Below are 17,286 nucleotides of genomic sequence, written 5' to 3'. Positions count from 1 at the left end.
CCTGTCCCGCGCATCCTCCGGAATGCGCGGGATAGTCTTTTGTCTATTTGCAGATCTCCGCTTGGGCAGCCGGCGGATCCGGTCGGGCCATGCCGGGCAAGATCGCCGTGATTAAAAATGTGGCAGCGCTCAGCGGCTGCCATGATTTTGCCGCAAGGCTGACATTTCACCTTTTATCTCAACCCGTTAGGTGATCACGTGAGATTTCGCATCGTCGTCATCTTTTGTTCGCTAAACGGGAACGGAAGGGATAGACGGGCATTGTTTTGCGACGCGTTAACCGATACGTGTCAAGAAATGGTGCGGTGCACAATAAATGTTTTGGCGGAGTAGCTGAAGTGTCCCTTCTGCAAATCTACTGGCGAGCGCTCGGTTATTTGGCAGCTGACAGGAAACGCGTGGCGCTGATCTGCTCAGCCAATGTCGCGCTGGCCATCATCGCCATCCTGGAGCCGATCATGTTCGGTCGCGTGATCGACGCGATTTCCGCACACGGCTCCGTCTTTTCGACCCTCGCCCTCTGGGCCGGCCTGGGCGCCTTTAACATCATCGCGTTCGTTCTTGTGGCGCGCGGCGCCGACCGCTTCGCCCACGCCCGGCGCAGCGAAGTGCTCTGCGACTCCTTCGAGCGCGTCATCACCATGCCGCTCGCCTGGCATCATCAGCGCGGCACGTCCAATTCCCTGCACACGCTGCTGCGTGCCGTGGAGACCTTGTTTAGTCTCTGGCTCGAATTCATGCGCCAGCATCTGTCCACGGCCGTCGCGTTGTTCCTGCTGATCCCGACCGCGCTCAGCATGGACGTGCGCATGTCGATGGTGCTGCTGGCTCTCGGCGTGCTCTATGTCGGCATCGGCCGGCTGGTGATGAAGCGGACCAAGGCAGGCCAGGCCGCCGTGGAGCGCCACTATCACACCGTATTCGCCCATGTGACGGACTCGGTCAGCAACGTCGCCGTTTTGCAGAGCTACAACCGCCTCGGCCATGAGGCCGATACGCTGCGCCGCTACGTCAAGAACCTGCTCGATGCGCAGAACCCTGTGCTCGACTGGTGGGCCATGGCCAATGCGCTGCATCGTCTGTCGTCGACGATTTCGATGATGGTGGTGCTTTTGATCGGCGCCTATCTGGTCACCCACGGCCAGCTGCGCATCGGCGACGTCATCGCCTTCACCGGTTTTGCAACGCTGCTGATCGCACGTCTCGACCAGATGTCGGCATTCGCCAACCAGATTTCGGAAGCCCGCGCCAAGCTCGAGGATTTCTACCATCTCGAGGACTCGGCGGCCGACGCCGCCGAACCGGACGGGCTGCGCGATCTCACGAACGTCACCGGCCATGTCCGCTTCGAGAATGTCGGCTTCGAATTCGCCAATTCGGGGCAGGGCATCCACGACGTCTCCTTCGAGGTCCAGGCGGGCCAGACCGTAGCCATCGTTGGGCCGACCGGCGCCGGCAAGACCACGCTCATCAATCTGTTGCAGCGCGTCTTCTCGCCGTCCACCGGCCGTATCCTGATCGACGGCATCGACACCCGCACCGTGACCCGCAAGTCGCTGCGCCATTCGATCGCCACCGTGTTCCAGGATGCAGGCCTGCTCAACCGCTCGATCGAGGACAACATCCGCGTCGGCCGCTCCGATGCGACCAACGACGAGATCCATGCCGCCGCCAACGCGGCTGCCGCACAGGACTTCATCCTGGCCAAGAGCAATGGCTACGACACGGTAGTCGGCGAACGTGGCGGCCAGTTGTCTGGCGGCGAGCGCCAGCGCATCGCCATTGCCCGCGCCGTGTTGAAGGATGCTCCGATCCTGGTGCTGGATGAGGCGACCAGCGCGCTCGACGTCGAGACAGAAGACCGCGTCAAGGAAGCGATCGACGAATTGCGCCGCGACCGCACCACCTTCATCATCGCCCACCGCCTGACCACCGTCCGCGACGCCGATCTGGTCGTGTTCATGGACAAGGGCAGGGTGGTCGAAATGGGCGGCTTCGCCGAGCTGTCGCTGCGCAACGGCCGTTTCGCCAGCCTGCTGCGCGCCGGCGGCCTGCTCAACGACGAAGAGGTCCGCCGCCTCAGCCGCTCGATACAGGGCGAGGCCGCCTAGCGGGTTCTTTTACCTCCCCCCGTGGGAGGTCGGACTGAAGGTCCGGTCGGGGAGCGCCGCCGTCCTCACCCCGCTGCTTCGCAGCAACCCCCCAAGGGGAGGTGACAAGGCCTGCGACACTCCCTCGATTGCCCCAGACGCATAGCCGGGCTATTTAAAGCGGCATGAGCGACAGCACTTCACGCCTGAGCGGCTGGACCGATCTTGCCAACCCGACACGGTTCGTGGCGCTTGCCGACCGGGTGGTGCCGTGGCTGGCGACGATTGCGGCGCTGACCCTTGCCGCCGGCCTCTATATGAGCTTCACCGCGCCCGAGGACTTCCAGCAAGGCATCACCGTCCGCATCATGTACATCCATGTGCCTTTCGCCTGGTTGGCCATGATGTGCTACACGCTGATGGCGCTCTCGGCGCTCGGCACATTGGTCTGGCGCCACCCGCTGGCCGATGTCGCACTGAAATCGGCGGCCCCCATAGGTGCCGTCTTCACCGCCCTGGCGCTGATCACCGGTTCGATCTGGGGCAAGCCGATGTGGGGCACCTGGTGGGTATGGGACGCGCGGCTGACTTCGGTTTTCGTGCTGTTCCTGATGTATCTCGGCATCATCGCGCTGACCCGCGCGCTCGATGATGCCGGCCGCGCCGCCTGGGCCGCCGCCATCATCACGCTGGTCGGCTTCATCAACATCCCGATCATAAAATTCTCGGTCGATTGGTGGAACACGCTGCATCAGCCGGCCTCGGTGTTCCGCATGGGCGGATCGACCATCGACCCCTCGATGCTCTGGCCGCTGCTGGTGATGGCCATCGGCTTCACGGTGCTGTTCTTCGCGCTGCACCTGATGGCGATGCGTACCGAAATCCACCGGCGGCGGGTGATTGCGATGCGCAGGGTCGCGGCCCGGCAGGCTGAGCGTCAGCCGGCTTGAATCACCCGCGCCTGGCCAAAGAAGTCATCCCATCCCCCCACGTGCGGCCACCGGCAGGGTTTCCAGCACCGTCTCGCCGTCGATCAAATTGACCTCATTGAACAGGTTGGTGACGACGCAGCAATGGTCGGGCACCACGCGCACGCGCTCGCCGATGCGAAGCTTGCCATCGCCTGAGAGCGTGACCGTGCCGTGTTCCTCGCTCAGGCCCGTCACCCGCGCTCCCGCAACGCCGAGCAGCTCGCCGAAATCGGCGAGCCCCAGCGTATCGCTCGACAGCGCCTTGCTGCCGGCGTCGAGGATGGCACGCGTCCGCGTCGGATGGCTGACCACGGTCGACAGCACGCTCAGCGCGCAATCGTCGAGGCTGCCGACGCCCTTGGCGACCTGGTAGCGGTCGAGATAGATGTAGGTGCCGGGGCGGTATTCCGTGACGACGCTGTCTTCGCCCGAGCGCCACATGTCGGGCGTGCCGCCGCTGGAGATGCGCGCGCAGGCGAGACCGCAGGCGGCCAGCGCCTGCCTGGCGCCGGCGAGCCAGGCCTCGGCCTCCCCCGCACGGCCCGCGGCCGGATAGGTCATCAGCCCGCCGAAGGCGAGGCCCTTTGCCGTCTCGATCTGTCTTGCCAGGCCAACCGCTTCACCGGCCGTCTGCACGCCGCAGCGCCCCATGCCAGTGTCGCATTCGACCAGCACCGGCAGGGGATGGCCGGCATCGGTGAAGGTGGCGGCCAAGCCTTCGATCGTCTCCACGCTGTCCGCCGTCACCGATAGGGTAACGCGCCCATGCAGCGCCTTCAGCCGCTCCAGCTTGGCCCGGCCAAGGATGTTGTAGGGGAGAAAAATGTCGGTCAGCCCGGCATCGGCCATCACCTCGGCCTCGCCGATCTTCTGGCAGGTGATGCCGACCGCGCCCGCCGCCACCTGCTTCTTCGCCCAATAGGGCAGCTTATGCGTCTTGATGTGGGGCCTGAGCTTCAACCCGTGACGGTCGGCATGCGCCTGCGCGCGGGCAATATTGGCTTCGGCGCGCGCGGCGTCGATCAGGATCGATGGCGTATCGAGGTCGTGAATGGTCGGCATCATCTGTCACCCTGTGGAATCCGCAGGGGTTATGGCCCTGAAAGCGCCTTATGTCACGCGGCCAGCCGAGCGGATCCGTGGTTCCATGCGTCCGCGCTGCAAGCCGGGGCGAGGCAATACGGATCGACACCGCATCGTCGTTCGGCTATGCGATTTGTCGGAAAAGTCGACACGAGGACCACGATCATGAAACGCTCCGCCATCAACGACATCATCCGCGAAGCCGACGCTTTCATCCGCTCGTTCGGCTACATCATGCCGCCCTTCGCCTACTGGTCGCCGGAAGAGATGAAGGCGCGCCAGGTCGATTCCTCGGCCATTTTCACCTCGCGGCTCGGCTGGGACATCACCGATTACGGCCAGGAAAAATTCAAGGAGCTCGGCCTGTTCCTGTTCACAGTGCGCAACGGCCGCTACGAGGACATGAAGAAGGGCATGGGCATGCTCTATGCCGAGAAGATCATGATCTCGCGCAAGGACCAGTTGTCGCCGATGCACCGCCACAACATCAAGGCCGAGGACATCATCAACCGTGGCGGCGGCAAGCTGGTGCTGGAACTGTTCATGCACGATCGCGACGGCGGCATCGATCCCAAGGCCGAGGTGTCGGTGCCTGTCGACGGCACCATCCACCGGTTGCCGGCGGGCGGGCTGCTGAAGCTCGATCCGGGCCAGAGCGTCACGCTGCTGCCCGGCGTCTGGCATGCCTTCTGGGCCGAAGGCAAGGACGTGCTGATCGGCGAGGTGTCGACCGTCAATGACGATCTCACCGACAACGTTTTTCGCGAGCCGATCGGCCGCTTCTCCAACGTCGACGAGGACGTCGCCCCGCTGCACCTGCTGGTGTCCGACTATGAGAAGTGGCTGGGGTAAATCAGCCGTGAATTGAGGCACCGGGCGGCTGACGGTCAAGGCTGGCAGCCTCGATGGCAGCAGCCAAGTCGAAAGTGAGTCGCCCCCGGTTGCCGCTACGGCGATCCCTGGTCGATCGATCCCACCGCTTCGCCGGTGAAGATGACCTTCGTGTCTTCGTGCACTTCGGAGGCGAGGTCCTCGGCGTCCCAATTGGTCAGCCTGATGCAGCCATGCGAGAAGGTTTTCCCGATCTTGCTCGGGTCCGGAGTCCCGTGAATGCCGTAACTTTCGATGGACAAATCGATCCAGACCGATCCCACCGGATTGTTTGGCCCGGCGGCGATCTTGAAGGGGCGTTTGGTCCTGACTCCCTTGAAGGCGAAGTCGGGATCGTAGTGATAGGTGGGGTTGTGCACCACGCGTTTGACCTCTGCCTGGCCGCTCGGCGCCGGCTTCTCCTGGCTGCCGATCGAGGCGGGGTACACCGCAAGCACTTTGCCGGACGGGTCGAGCACGCGAAGCTGGCGCGCGCCCTTGTCGACCTCGACCTCAGCAACACCCGCGGGCGGATCGCCTCGGGTGACGGCAGGCACCAGCACCTTTTGCCCGGCCTTCCTGAAGCCGACGCCAGGGTTGAGCCGTTGAAGCAACTGTTGGCTGACGTGGAAGCGCTCCGCTATTTTTTCCGCCGCGTTGTGGTAGCCGAGCCTGCGCAGGCGGGCCATTTTCTCCATGCGCGCCGGAATTCGCCTGGTAAACGGTCCGCGCACATCCTTGCGCGTCAGCTCGTACGTCTCGAGCGCCGGGCTCGGGGAGGTCGCGACCAGCTTGTCCCAGGTCTGGCGGGTGAGCTTACCATCGGCGGGCAGCCCGTTGGCTGCCTGAAACGCCCGGACCGCCTTGGCGAAGTTCTCTGCTGCGCGGCCGTCGATCAGGCCCGGCGAGAAGCGCGCGCGATCCAGAAGGATCTGTGCCTTCAGCACGGTCGCACTGACGCCTTTTGCTTCGCTGTCGTCGAATTGCGTGTTGTTGACGGTTGCGACGTCCAGCTTTGCCGCCGCCGATACGTCACATGCCATGGCGAGCACGACAGCCGCGACGAGAAGGAGCCTGGTCATCGACGTCACACTCCTGCATGAGCACCTGCTTCTATGACGTTGCAGGGCCGATCTGGTTCCATTCCCCCTGCATTTGAGCCGCGATCACCGACCGCCAGTATGAGGAATACGGATCGGGACGTCCGGCAGTCGCGCGGATGCATGTGATGATAGACTTAACGGGAAGAACTCGGCGCCGGCTGCACGCTCGTCCTGCACACAGGCATGACGAGCTGATTGGTACATCCGTCTTGGCCAACCTTGCTTGCAGCGCCGGCAACGCCTCGCTCTCGCCGCGCCGTGTCAGGCATTCCAGCAGCCCGTGCAGCGCCTATGACAAAGCCGGGCTCACCCGCATCGGTGCCGAACGCCCTTAACTGCCAGGCCTGCCCTTGTTTTGTTTGCGCGCATAGACGACGCATGCGTCGACGGCGCTGACACACAGCCCATCGCGGCGGTTTGGAAGGTTGTTGTCGCCCGCATAGGCGACCTCCGCCACACGGCCATCGACGATGCGCACCTGTGTGTTGCAATAACCGCCCGGAGCGACATTCACCGAACCGCCGACGGAAGGGATAGGGCCCACCGCGAAGGTGGGAAGCACGACATTGACATTGCCCCGCTGCACCGCGCGCTCGTAACTCCAGATTTGCCCCGATGCTCCTTCGTCGGCGGTGGCGGTGGGGAACCCCGCGCACATTCGCAGATCCGCTTCGCTGAGACCGACCATTTCCTTTTGGGCGGCCGCCGTCGTGGGATCCTCTTTCGCAAGCTTGGACGTATCGTCGGGAACGACGCAGGACCAGAGCGTGACCGTGCCGGTGAGAAGAAACAGAATAGCCGGTAGTCGAATCCCGCGAGACGCCAAAACCGCTCTCCGATCTGCTGGATTGTTCGCCCGCCCTTCACCGAGGTAAGAGGCCGTCCCGATATTTCAACCCGCGATCGGGCTGCCTGTTCGATCGCGAGACGGCGGATCAGGCTGGTTGGTCTGGTGCGGACGGTGGGAGTGAAGCTGGCTGGGGAACCTGGATTCGAACCAGGACTAACGGAGTCAGAGTCCGTGGGTCTACCGTTAACCTATTCCCCAGCAGGCGAGGTCATAAACCGCGCGGGCCGAGCGGGCGAACCGCTGTGAGCGCTGCCTTGTAGCCGCCAGCAGAAAATAGTCAAGCCTGCCGGTGTTTCAATTGTGATGTTTCGGCGCGGCTTTTCAATTGCCTGTCCGCCCGAACTGCGAGCGCTCGAAATAGAGCACGATGCCCAGGCCCAGAAACAGCGGGACGATGAGATAAAACAGCCGGAATACCAGCAGGGCCGCCAGCACGCCCACGGGGTCCATGTCGGAGAGCCCGGCCAGGAACACCACCTCGAACACGCCCAGCCCACCCGGCGCGTGCGAGATCTGCGCGATCGAGAAGGAGACGAGGAACACGCCGAGCACCACGAAATAGCCGGGGTTATGGGTCCCGGGGAGGGCAAAGAAGATGATCGCGGCTGCCGCCAGGAGTTCGATCGGGCCGATCAGTAATTGTCGCGCCACGATCGGCAGGGCCGGATAGTGAATCTGAAAGCTGCCGATCTTCAGCGGCCGCAGATGCAGCCAGCTGCCGAAGATATAGGCGGCGACGACGGCAAGCATGACGATGCCCGCAGCCCGCGACAGGCCGTGATGTGCTATGCCGGAGAAGCGGTCGATGATCTGCGGTTCGAGCACCAGAACGAGGCCGGAGGCAAGTACCGTCGACAGCACGAAGGTAATCCAGCAGATCGCCACCAGCACGCCGACGTCCTGTCCGCTCAATCCCCTCGTGCCATAGGCGCGATAACGGATGACGGCGCCCGAAAACACCGAGCCGCCGATATTATGCGACAGCGCGTAGGTGGTGAAGGAGCACAGCGTCACGAACAGCCACGACACGCGTTTGCCGATATGCAGGAGCGCGATGTGGTCGTAGCCGGCGAGCGAGGCATAGGCGACAACCGAGCTCAGCCCCGCGAGGATCCAGCCGCGGGCCGGGATCGCCGCAATACCGTCCCAGACATCATCCAGCGAAATGCCGCGCAATTCGTGCCAGAGCAGCAGGAGCGAGAAAATCACCGCCCCGACGCCGACGACCGGCCAGAAATAGCGTCTCCAGTTCATTGCCTGACTGCCATGCGTTGCGGGCCCGTTGCCTTCGCTGTCATTGCGGGAAAGCGGTCGGCGATTCCGATCGCTTTGCCCCCTCTATTTCAGAGATGCCTCATCGAAGCCGGCTATTCAACCGCCGGCCCTTGCCGCCATGGCAAGCCGCAATCGTTATCGTCGTCGAGAGGCGGAAAATCGACAGCCGAGCGGGAATATCGGCCCGGCCATGCGACCGTCCCCACACGCATTTGTGCCGAAAGTCGCTGTTTATCCCCACTTTGCGTAAGACGCGGCAGCGGGCGGTTTGCGGACAGCCCGGCAAAATTCGTGCCACGCGGCACTTGGTGATCCGGGCCGGCGCTGTTAGTCTGGCGGCAACTTGAAACAAAGAAGCGCCTGCTGCGTCCGTTCGCCGGTTCGCGCGGCGCCGGAAGGAACGACAGTGGAAGACCGCGACACCGGCGCCGGCGCGCCGGAGGTGGGCGCGTCCAGCGCTTCCCCGAGGCCGGCAGGCCCGGGGACCGCCAAATGGCAGCAACGCCGCCCGACGGAGCCACGCTCCGCCGACGGGCAGGCGAGCGACGCGAACCACCACCAAAAGGGCAAGGCCAAGAAAAGGCGCAAACGCCGGCGCGGGCGCAAGGTTTTTGCGCGCGACGATATCCGTCCCGCGGCGAATGGGGCGCCGGCGCCACGCGCCGCCGCGGCTGGCGCGGCGCCTGCAGGCATAGCCACACCGCCCATCGCGGTGGCTCGGCCCGAACCGGGGGCCCGTCGCCCGACGATGCCGGAATTGCCGGTATTTGCCGCGCTCGATCTCGGCACCAACAATTGCCGGCTGCTGGTCGCCGTGCCGGCGCGTCATGGCCAGTTTCGTGTCATCGACGCCTTTTCGCGCATCGTGCGACTGGGCGAGGGGCTCACGGCCAGCGGCCGCCTCGGCCAACCGGCGATGGACCGCGCGGTCGAGGCCCTGAAGGTCTGCGGCGAGAAACTGCGCAACCGCAAGATCAGGAAGGCGCGGCTGATCGCCACCGAGGCCTGCCGCTCGGCGGCGAACGGCGTCGAGTTCCTGGAGCGCGTCGAGCGCGAGGCTGGCCTCAAGCTCGAAATCATCGACCGACAGACCGAAGCGCGGCTGGCGGTGTCCGGCTGCGGTTCGCTGGTCGAGCGCGACACGCAGGGCGTCGTGCTGTTCGACATCGGCGGCGGCTCCTCCGAGATCGCGCTGATCGATCTCACCGGCCGCCGCTCGCCGCGGCTCGCCAACCATATCGTGTCGTGGACGTCGCTGCCGGTCGGCGTCGTCTCGCTGGCCGAGCGTTTCGGCGGCCGCACGGTGACGCGCGAGATTTTTGGCGCCATGGTCGACGACGTCGCCGCCCGGCTCGCCGCCTTCGATGGCCGCGATCGGCTTAGCCACCTCAAGGCCAGCCCGAAATTTCATCTGCTGGGCACTTCCGGAACGGTGACGACGCTGGCTGGCGTCCATCTCGATCTCGAGCGCTACGACCGCCGCCGCGTCGACGGCCTGTGGATGGACAGGGACAGCGTCGACCGCATGGTGGAAAAACTTGTCGGCTGGGATTTCCAGCAGCGTGTCGCCAATCCCTGCATCGGCGCCGACCGCGCCGACCTGGTGCTGGCCGGCTGCGCCATCCTGGAAGCGATCCGTGCCGTGTGGCCGTCGGAGCGGCTGCGCGTCGCCGACCGCGGCCTGCGCGAGGGCATATTGAGCGAGCTGATGGCCGATGACGGCGTCTGGCGCAACGATGGGCGCGGCAGAGCATGATCCCGAACCGCAGAACCGCGTCAGCGAAAAGTGGCGACCGGTTTTCGCGGACAAACGGCTCCGTTTGTCCAGAAGTCACGCTCGGGCAAGCTGGCGCAAGCGTTGCTCCGGTGAGCAGTCGACCCCCACTCCGTCGAGCTTCGCTCGACACCTCTCCCCCGATCGACGGGGGAGAGGAATGGCGCGAGCTAGCCAATCTTGGCGCCCTTCCTCTCCCTCCGGAGGGGGGAGAGGTGGCGCTGCGAAGCAGCGACGGAGTGGGGGAAGCCGTTTGCCAAACGCGCTGCCGCCGAAAAACGGCCACAACCCGGCAAGCGAGAAAACTTGGACAAGAAGTCAACCAATGACCAAGAAACCGGAAAAGCCGGGCTCGGCCGGCATTCGCGTGCTGAAGACGCGGATCAAGAAGAAAAGCGGGCTGAAGGAATCGTCGCGCCGCTGGCTGCAGCGCCACATCAACGATCCCTACGTCCAGCGCTCCAAGGCTGACGGCTACCGCTCGCGCGCGGCCTACAAGCTGATCGAGATCGACGACAAGCACCATCTGCTGAAACCCGGCATGAAGGTGATCGACCTTGGTGCGGCCCCCGGCGGCTGGTGCCAGGTCGCGGCCGCGCGGACCAAATCGACCGCGGAAAATCCGCATGTCGTAGGCATCGACTATCTCGAGATGGATGCGGTGCCCGGCGCGCCGGTGCTGTTGATGGATTTCCTCGATCCCGAGGCGCCGCGGAAGCTGGCCGAGGCGCTTGGCGGCGATCCCGATGTCGTGCTGTCCGACATGGCAGCGCCCACCACCGGCCACAAGCGGACCGACCACATCCGTACCATGCATCTGTGCGAGGTGGCCGCCGACTTCGCGCTGTCGGTGCTGAAGCCGGGCGGACATTTCCTGGCCAAGACGTTCCAGGGCGGCGCCGAAAACGAGCTGCTCTCGATGCTGAAGAAGAATTTCCGCTCCGTCCACCACGTCAAGCCGCCTGCGTCGCGCGATGAATCGGTGGAGCTGTATTTGCTCGCGAAGGACTTCAAAGGGCGTGAGTCCGATCGGGGATAGCGCCTCCCTTCTGCCCTTGCCCGTCCTTTGGACCCCGCAAGGGGAGAAGGGCTGCATCACTCCCCCGGCGACCTCACCGGTTCCAGGGGCTTGGGCATGGTCAATCGGCCGTGGCCGGAGACGGCGTTGCCTGCATCGGGCGCCAGCCGCATGAACGACAGCGATGCGGCGGCGGAAATTGCCGCGACGATGAAGAAGGCGGTATGGAAGTCCGGCAATGTCAACGGGCCGCCGTGGATACTCGTCGATATCTCCAGGATGCCGCCGGCAACCGCCACGCCCAGCGCGATCGACAGTTGCTGGAACACGGCGGCGATCGGCGTTGCCTTGCTCGTGTCCTCGGCTGAAACCTCGGCGTAGGCGAGGGCGTTGATGCCGGTAAAGAACATCGAGCGGATAAAGCCGCCCACCAGCAGCATGGCCAGCATCAGGAGATAGGGCGTATCGGGCGTGAACAGGCCGTTGACGGCGATCGACGCGGCGGCCACCAGCGAGCCGACGATCAGCACGCGACGAAAGCCGACGACGCGGAAGATCAGCGCTGTGACGAATTTCATGCCGATGGCGCCGATCGCGGAGACGAAGGTAATCATGCCGGACTGGAACGGCGTCAGCCCGAAACCGATCTGGAACATCAGCGGCAGCAGGAACGGCACGGCGCCGATGCCGATGCGGAAAAGTCCGCCGCCAAGCACGGAGGAGCGGAATACCTGGTTGCGGAACAAGTCGAGCGCCAGCAGGGGGTTCCTGGCACGGCGCGCATGCATGAGGTAGAGAGCGCCCGACACCAGCCCGACGCCCACGGTGATGAAGCCGGTCGCCGGCGGCAGATAGGGCAAGCTGATCACTGACAGGCCGAACACGACGCCGGACGCCGCCAGCCCGCTCAGCACGAAGCCGACGAAATCGAGCGGCGGCGTCTCCATCGATTCGGTTTCCGGCAGGAAGCGGGTGGCCAGCCAGATGCCGATCAGGCCGATCGGCACATTGATCAGGAAGATCCAGTGCCAGGTGAAGTAGGTGGTGATGAAGCCGCCGATCGGCGGTCCGACCAGCGGGCCCACCAATGCCGGCACGGTCAGCCAGGACATCGCCGCGACAAGTTCGCTCTTGGGCGTGGCGCGCACCAGCACCAGGCGCCCGACCGGCGTCATCATGGCGCCGCCTATGCCTTGCAGGAAGCGCGACACCACGAAGGCCGGCAGCGAGCCCGAAACGGCGCAGGCGACCGAACCGACGATGAACACCGCGATCGCGGCGCGGAAAACGTTCTTGGCGCCGAAGCGATCCGCCATCCAGCCGCTGATGGGAATGAAGATCGCCAGCGACACAAGATAGGAGGTCAACGCCAGCTTGAGCGCGATCGGGCTGGTGTGGATGTCGAGGGCGATCGCCGGCAGCGATGTGGCGATGACGGTCGAATCCATGTTTTCCATGAAAAGAGCGACCGCCAATATGAGCGGAATGGTTCGGTTCAAAGGAACGCGTCCGGGCTTGATTCCAGATGTTGCCGACCGGGAGTTTGCCGGCAGGCAGGGCGGTTATCACGGCTGGACACCAATGTCGTGTTAAATTGCTGTCACTTTTATGCGACCGCAACCTCCGGTGGCGGCTGCGATACACGATTGCTTGCAAAAAGCGGACACTATCCCTATTGTAGTGAAAATAACTACAGGACATTATGATCATGGAAGAGGCCGTTTCGGCAGCCGATGCCAATCGCAGATTTTCTCGCATCCTGCGTGAGGTACGCGAGGGCCAGAGCTACGTCGTGACAAGCCATGGTCGGCCGGTGGCACGGATCGTGCCTGCGGAGAGGCACGAGGGTGTGGCCTCCCGCTCGCGCGCGGCATTGCTGTCGCGACTCGAACGGCAGCCAGTTGCCGATGCAGGACGCTGGACCCGCGATGAGCTCTACGAGGATGACCTGTGAGGGTCGCGCTCGACACCAACATTCTTGCCTACGCAGAGGGCGTTAACAACGTAGACAAACGCGACCACGTTCTCGAACTGCTGCGCAAGGTTCCACAAGACGCTGCCATTGTTCCGGTCCAGGTGCTGGGTGAACTGTTCAATGTCCTCGTCCGCAAAGCCGGAAGGTCGCGCCAGGAGGCTCGGGATGCGCTGCTTAGCTGGCGCGACGCGTTCCCGGTTGCTGGGACGACGCCGGAGGTGATGACGATGGCTGTCGATCTTGCGGCGGACCATCGCTTCGGCATCTGGGATGCCGTCATTCTTTCGGCTGCATCCCAAACGGGTTGCCGGCTGCTTCTGTCGGAAGACCTGCAGGACGGCTTCACCTGGGGCGGTGTAACCGTCGTCAACCCCTTTGCATCGCCGCGTCACGCTTTGCTGGATGCTTTCCTTGGTTCGCAATAGAAGCTGAAGCGTCCGCAACGATCGGCTTTTCTTCCGTGCCGGGACGTGGTACCAGCCACCGCCAATCCTGAAAGGGAAGAAGAGAGTCGCGCTGTCCATCCCGGTCCAGCGCTTTTCCCGCATTCAAAGGGCTGGCCATGGCAAAAATCATCGAAACGTCCACCGGCGCGCTGGCGCTGACCTTTGACGACGTGCTTTTGCAGCCCGGCCATTCCGAAGTCATGCCCGGCCAGACCGACATCCGCACCCGGATTGCCGGCGACATCGACCTCAACGTGCCGATCCTGTCGGCGGCCATGGATACCGTCACGGAGGCAAGGCTTGCCATCGCCATGGCGCAGGCCGGCGGCATCGGCGTCATCCACCGCAATTTCTCGCCGGCCGAGCAGGCCGAGCAGGTGCGGCAGGTGAAGAAATTCGAATCCGGCATGGTGGTCAACCCGGTCACCATCGGTCCCGACGCGACGCTGGCCGACGCGTTGTCGCTGATGCGCACCTACTCGATCTCGGGTATTCCGGTGGTCGAGAATGGCGGCTCCGGCGGCCACAAGAGCGGCCGGCTGGTCGGCATCCTGACCAATCGCGACGTGCGCTTCGCCTCCGATCCGGCGCAGAAGGTCTACGAATTGATGACCCGTGAGAACCTGATCACGGTCAAGGAGAATGTCGACCAGGACGAGGCCAAGCGGCTTCTGCATCAGCACCGCATCGAAAAGCTCGTCGTCGTCGACAAGCAGGGCAATTGCGTGGGGCTGATCACCGTCAAGGACATCGAGAAATCGCAGCTCAACCCGCACGCCACCAAGGACGCGCAGGGGCGTCTGCGCGCCGCGGCCGCCACCAGCGTCGGCGACGACGGTTTCGAGCGCGCCGAGCGCCTGATCGAGGCGGGCGTCGACCTTCTGGTCATCGACACCGCGCATGGCCATTCGCAGCGTGTCCTCGATGCCGTCACGCGGGCGAAAAAACTCTCCAATTCGGTGCGCATCCTGGCCGGCAACGTCGCCACCGCCGAGGGCACCCAGGCGCTGATCGATGCCGGCGCCGATGCCGTCAAGGTCGGCATCGGCCCCGGCTCCATCTGCACCACCCGCATCGTCGCCGGCGTCGGCGTGCCGCAGCTGTCGGCCATCATGTCGGCGGTGGAAACTGCGCACAAATCGGGCGCCTCGGTGATCGCCGATGGCGGCATCAAATATTCCGGCGATCTGGCCAAGGCGCTTGCCGCCGGCGCCAGTGCCGCCATGATCGGCTCGCTGCTTGCCGGCACCGACGAAAGCCCGGGCGAGGTCTATCTGCACCAGGGCCGCTCCTTCAAGGCCTATCGCGGCATGGGTTCGGTCGGCGCCATGGCGCGCGGCTCGGCCGACCGATACTTCCAGGCGGAGGTTCGCGACACGCTGAAACTGGTGCCGGAAGGCATCGAGGGGCAGGTCCCCTACAAAGGACCTGTGTCTGGCGTGCTGCACCAGCTTGCAGGCGGCCTGAAAGCCGCTATGGGTTATGTTGGTGGCCGCGACCTTGCCGATTTCCGCGAACGCGCCACCTTTGTGCGCATATCCAACGCCGGACTTCGTGAAAGCCACGCCCATGACGTCACGATCACCCGCGAAAGCCCCAACTATCCCGGCGGAGCCTGATCGGCCCGACCAGTACACGTTCTGGCGCAATCTGGCCGCGACCATCTTGCGGCTATCGCGCCACGCTGCCGCCCTTTGCACCGCATCGGTGGCGGTTTTCATCGCCATGACGCTCATGGAGTTCTTCTATTTTCGCCAGTTGAGTGGCGGTTTGCCGTCGCTCGACATGCGCGTTTTTGGCTTCACGCCGGATGAAGGCATGGCCTGGCTGACGGCGCTCGGCCGGCGCGGCGGCGAGATCATCCTGGTCTGGCACTATCTGACCTTCGATCTTCTGTTCCCCGCGCTGTTGTCGGTGACGCTGGTCAGCCTGATCCTGGCAACGGGAAGGCGGTTGAGGAATTTCCGCGTGCTTCCGGGCCAGATGCAATCGATCTTCGCACTGATCCTGGTGCTGCCCTACACGATCGCCAACTACGCCCAGAACATCGCCGTGGCCCGCCTTCTGTCGGATTTCCTGTCGGCCAATCCCGATTCCCTGGGTCTCGCCTCGGCGCTGATCGTCACCAAATTCGCGCTGCTCGCAATTCCGGTGATCGTCATCGCCGTCTTCTGGCTGGCAGGTCAGAAACAGAATTGATCTGACCCGGCACCGGGCGGGGAGGGTTCATGAACCAGACATCGATTTTCTGGCCTATTCTGGCGCACGTGTTGCTGGTCTACATCGTCTATAGCGCCATGGCCCGGCGCAGGTATGTCGCCATCCAATCGGGCGAAGCCAAAGTCAGCCAGTACAAGGCGCGCTCCACCGAGCCGGCCTCCTGCGTGACGGTTGCCAGCAACCTCAGCAACCAGTTCGAACTGCCGGTGCTTTTTTATGTGCTGTGCCTGATGCTGCACCTGACCAACGGCGTCAACTATCTGACCTTGGCCCTGATGTGGATCTTTGTCGCGACCCGCTATTTTCATGCCTGGGTTCACCTGACCAGCAACAATCTGCTCCTGCGCAGCCGGTCTTTCTCCCTGGGGGCAGTGATTCTTTTGCTGGGCTGGATCTGGTTCGCGCTGCACCTGCTCCGGGTGGTTTGAGCAGTACTCCCCTTCGTTGGGGCGCTCCGCCTACAAATCGAACACCGCTATTTTGCGCTTGTCGAACTTGATGCCGATCTCGCCGCGCACCAGCTTCAGCGCCGCCTCGCCGAACACGGCGCGGCGCCAGCCCTGCAGCGCCGGCACGTCGGCGGCTTCGCCTTCGGCGGCGATGCGGTCGATGTCGTCGCTGGAAGCCAGGACCTTCGATGCGACGCCTTGCTTTTCGGCCACGATCCTGAGCAGCACCTTCAACAGTTCCGCCGCGGCGCTCGAGCCTTCGGGCGGCTGAAAACTCTTCGGCAGCTTCGGCAATTGCTCCTTGGGCAGAGCTAGTGCGGTGTTGACCGCGCCAAGCAGCGCCGTCGCAGTCGAGGAGCGCTCCCAGCCCTTCGGTATCGTGCGCAGCTTGGCCAGCGCGGCCGCGTCGCGCGGCGCCTGCTGCGCCACCTCGTAGATGGCGTCGTCCTTGAGCACGCGGCCGCGGGGTACGTCGCGTTCGCGCGCCTCGCGCTCGCGCCATGCCGCCACGGCCTGCACGATCGCCAGCTCCTGCGGCTTGCGCAGCCGCATCTTCAGCCGCTTCCAGGCATCCTCGGGGTGCGGATCGTAGGTTTCGCGCGAGGTCAGGACGTCCATCTCCTCGTTCAGCCAGTGGGCGCGGTTCTCCCGCTCCAGTTCGGCGCTGAGATACTGGTAGACCTCGATAAGATGGGTGACGTCGGCAAGCGCATAGTCGAGCTGCTTTTCGGACAGCGGCCGGTGGCGCCAGTCGGTGAAGCGCGAGGACTTGTCGAGCCGCGCGCCGGTGACGCGCTGCACGAGCTGATCGTAGGAAACGCTGTCGCCGAACCCGCAGACCATCGCCGCAACCTGGGTATCGAACACCGGATGGGGAACGAGATCGCCCAGATGGACGATGATTTCGATGTCCTGCCGCGCGGCATGGAAGACTTTGACGACAGATTCATTGGCCATCAGCCTGAAAAACGGCTTCAGGTCGATGTCTGGCGACAGCGGATCGATCAGCGCCGTTATTCCGGGCGCCGCCATCTGGATCAGGCACAGGATCGGCCAGAAGGTCGTTTCCCGGATGAATTCGGTGTCGACGGTGACGAAATCCGATTTTTCGAAAGCGGCGAGAACGGTCTCGAGTTCTTTTTGGGTGGTGATGACGTGCATC

General features: G+C 64.1%; 16 protein-coding genes and 1 tRNA gene. 10 read left to right on the top strand and 7 right to left on the bottom strand.

Annotated elements, in window-relative coordinates; translation table 11 throughout:
* The first annotated feature begins 338 nt into the window (after positions 1 to 338).
* The gene (locus FJ973_RS18215; protein ID WP_140494133.1) at positions 339 to 2,111 is read left to right on the top strand and encodes a glucan ABC transporter ATP-binding protein/ permease; all 1,773 of its coding nucleotides are present in this window, start codon (positions 339 to 341) and stop codon (positions 2,109 to 2,111) included.
* A 164-nt stretch (positions 2,112 to 2,275) separates the two neighbouring features.
* Entirely contained in the window at positions 2,276 to 3,040 is a 765-nt protein-coding gene (locus FJ973_RS18210; RefSeq protein WP_140557043.1) for a heme ABC transporter permease, read from the top strand.
* Between the two features lie 24 nt (positions 3,041 to 3,064).
* On the opposite strand, the gene FJ973_RS18205 is transcribed toward FJ973_RS18210, so the two are convergent.
* Entirely contained in the window at positions 3,065 to 4,123 is a 1,059-nt protein-coding gene (locus tag FJ973_RS18205) for a D-TA family PLP-dependent enzyme (protein WP_181170921.1), read from the bottom strand.
* Between the two features lie 186 nt (positions 4,124 to 4,309).
* Here FJ973_RS18205 and FJ973_RS18200 point away from each other — a divergent pair, with 186 nt between their 5' ends.
* The gene (locus tag FJ973_RS18200) at positions 4,310 to 4,996 is read left to right on the top strand and encodes a D-lyxose/D-mannose family sugar isomerase (protein WP_140494127.1); all 687 of its coding nucleotides are present in this window, start codon (positions 4,310 to 4,312) and stop codon (positions 4,994 to 4,996) included.
* Between the two features lie 95 nt (positions 4,997 to 5,091).
* Here FJ973_RS18200 and FJ973_RS18195 read toward each other — a convergent pair whose 3' ends face one another.
* From FJ973_RS18195 to FJ973_RS18180, 4 genes are all read right to left on the bottom strand, one after another.
* Entirely contained in the window at positions 5,092 to 6,096 is a 1,005-nt protein-coding gene (locus tag FJ973_RS18195) for a L,D-transpeptidase (protein WP_140557132.1), read from the bottom strand.
* A gap of 352 nt (positions 6,097 to 6,448) precedes the next feature.
* Positions 6,449 to 6,943, bottom strand: a complete 495-nt coding sequence (locus tag FJ973_RS18190; protein ID WP_246675898.1) for a hypothetical protein — start codon at positions 6,941 to 6,943, stop codon at positions 6,449 to 6,451.
* Between the two features lie 148 nt (positions 6,944 to 7,091).
* Positions 7,092 to 7,165: transfer RNA gene (locus tag FJ973_RS18185), tRNA-Gln, on the bottom strand.
* 123 nt (positions 7,166 to 7,288) lie between these two features.
* Entirely contained in the window at positions 7,289 to 8,221 is a 933-nt protein-coding gene (locus tag FJ973_RS18180; RefSeq protein WP_140494126.1) for a lysylphosphatidylglycerol synthase domain-containing protein, read from the bottom strand.
* 427 nt (positions 8,222 to 8,648) lie between these two features.
* On the opposite strand from FJ973_RS18180, the gene FJ973_RS18175 reads away from it, so the two are divergent.
* Both FJ973_RS18175 and FJ973_RS18165 read left to right on the top strand, forming a co-directional pair.
* Complete coding sequence (locus tag FJ973_RS18175) at positions 8,649 to 9,998, top strand: Ppx/GppA phosphatase family protein (protein WP_140557040.1); 1,350 nt, start codon at positions 8,649 to 8,651, stop codon at positions 9,996 to 9,998.
* A 343-nt stretch (positions 9,999 to 10,341) separates the two neighbouring features.
* A complete protein-coding gene (locus tag FJ973_RS18165) occupies positions 10,342 to 11,055 on the top strand; it encodes an RlmE family RNA methyltransferase (RefSeq protein WP_140557038.1) in 714 nt (237 codons plus the stop codon).
* Between the two features lie 56 nt (positions 11,056 to 11,111).
* On the opposite strand, the gene FJ973_RS18160 is transcribed toward FJ973_RS18165, so the two are convergent.
* On the bottom strand, positions 11,112 to 12,533 hold the full coding sequence (locus FJ973_RS18160; RefSeq protein WP_140557037.1) for an MFS transporter: 1,422 nt from the start codon (positions 12,531 to 12,533) through the stop codon (positions 11,112 to 11,114).
* 209 nt (positions 12,534 to 12,742) lie between these two features.
* Between FJ973_RS18160 and FJ973_RS18155 the strand changes: the two genes are divergently transcribed.
* The 5 genes from FJ973_RS18155 (at position 12,743) to FJ973_RS18135 (ending at position 16,103) form a co-directional block, all read left to right on the top strand.
* Positions 12,743 to 12,988, top strand: coding sequence for a type II toxin-antitoxin system prevent-host-death family antitoxin (locus FJ973_RS18155; RefSeq protein ID WP_140521745.1), 246 nt, complete (start codon positions 12,743 to 12,745; stop codon positions 12,986 to 12,988).
* Positions 12,985 to 13,434: a PIN domain-containing protein gene (locus FJ973_RS18150; RefSeq protein WP_140515645.1), complete on the top strand. Its 450-nt coding sequence runs from the start codon at positions 12,985 to 12,987 to the stop codon at positions 13,432 to 13,434. The genes FJ973_RS18155 and FJ973_RS18150 overlap by 4 nt, the downstream gene beginning before the upstream one ends.
* Positions 13,435 to 13,571: 137 nt before the next feature.
* A complete protein-coding gene (gene guaB / locus FJ973_RS18145; RefSeq protein ID WP_140494114.1) occupies positions 13,572 to 15,074 on the top strand; it encodes an IMP dehydrogenase in 1,503 nt (500 codons plus the stop codon).
* Entirely contained in the window at positions 15,025 to 15,654 is a 630-nt protein-coding gene (locus FJ973_RS18140; protein WP_140494112.1) for a hypothetical protein, read from the top strand. The genes guaB and FJ973_RS18140 overlap by 50 nt, the downstream gene beginning before the upstream one ends.
* 29 nt (positions 15,655 to 15,683) lie before the next feature.
* Entirely contained in the window at positions 15,684 to 16,103 is a 420-nt protein-coding gene (locus tag FJ973_RS18135; RefSeq protein WP_140557035.1) for an MAPEG family protein, read from the top strand.
* A 30-nt stretch (positions 16,104 to 16,133) separates the two neighbouring features.
* Here FJ973_RS18135 and rnd read toward each other — a convergent pair whose 3' ends face one another.
* Entirely contained in the window at positions 16,134 to 17,285 is a 1,152-nt protein-coding gene (gene rnd, locus FJ973_RS18130; RefSeq protein ID WP_140557034.1) for a ribonuclease D, read from the bottom strand.
* Between the last annotated feature and the right edge of the window lies 1 nt (position 17,286).

Origin of the sequence: Mesorhizobium sp. B2-1-3 (assembly GCF_006442495.1) — a bacterium.
Lineage (GTDB): Bacteria > Pseudomonadota > Alphaproteobacteria > Rhizobiales > Rhizobiaceae > Mesorhizobium.
Note: the sequence above shows the minus strand (reverse complement) of the source record. Positions and strands in the feature narration are given on the sequence as shown.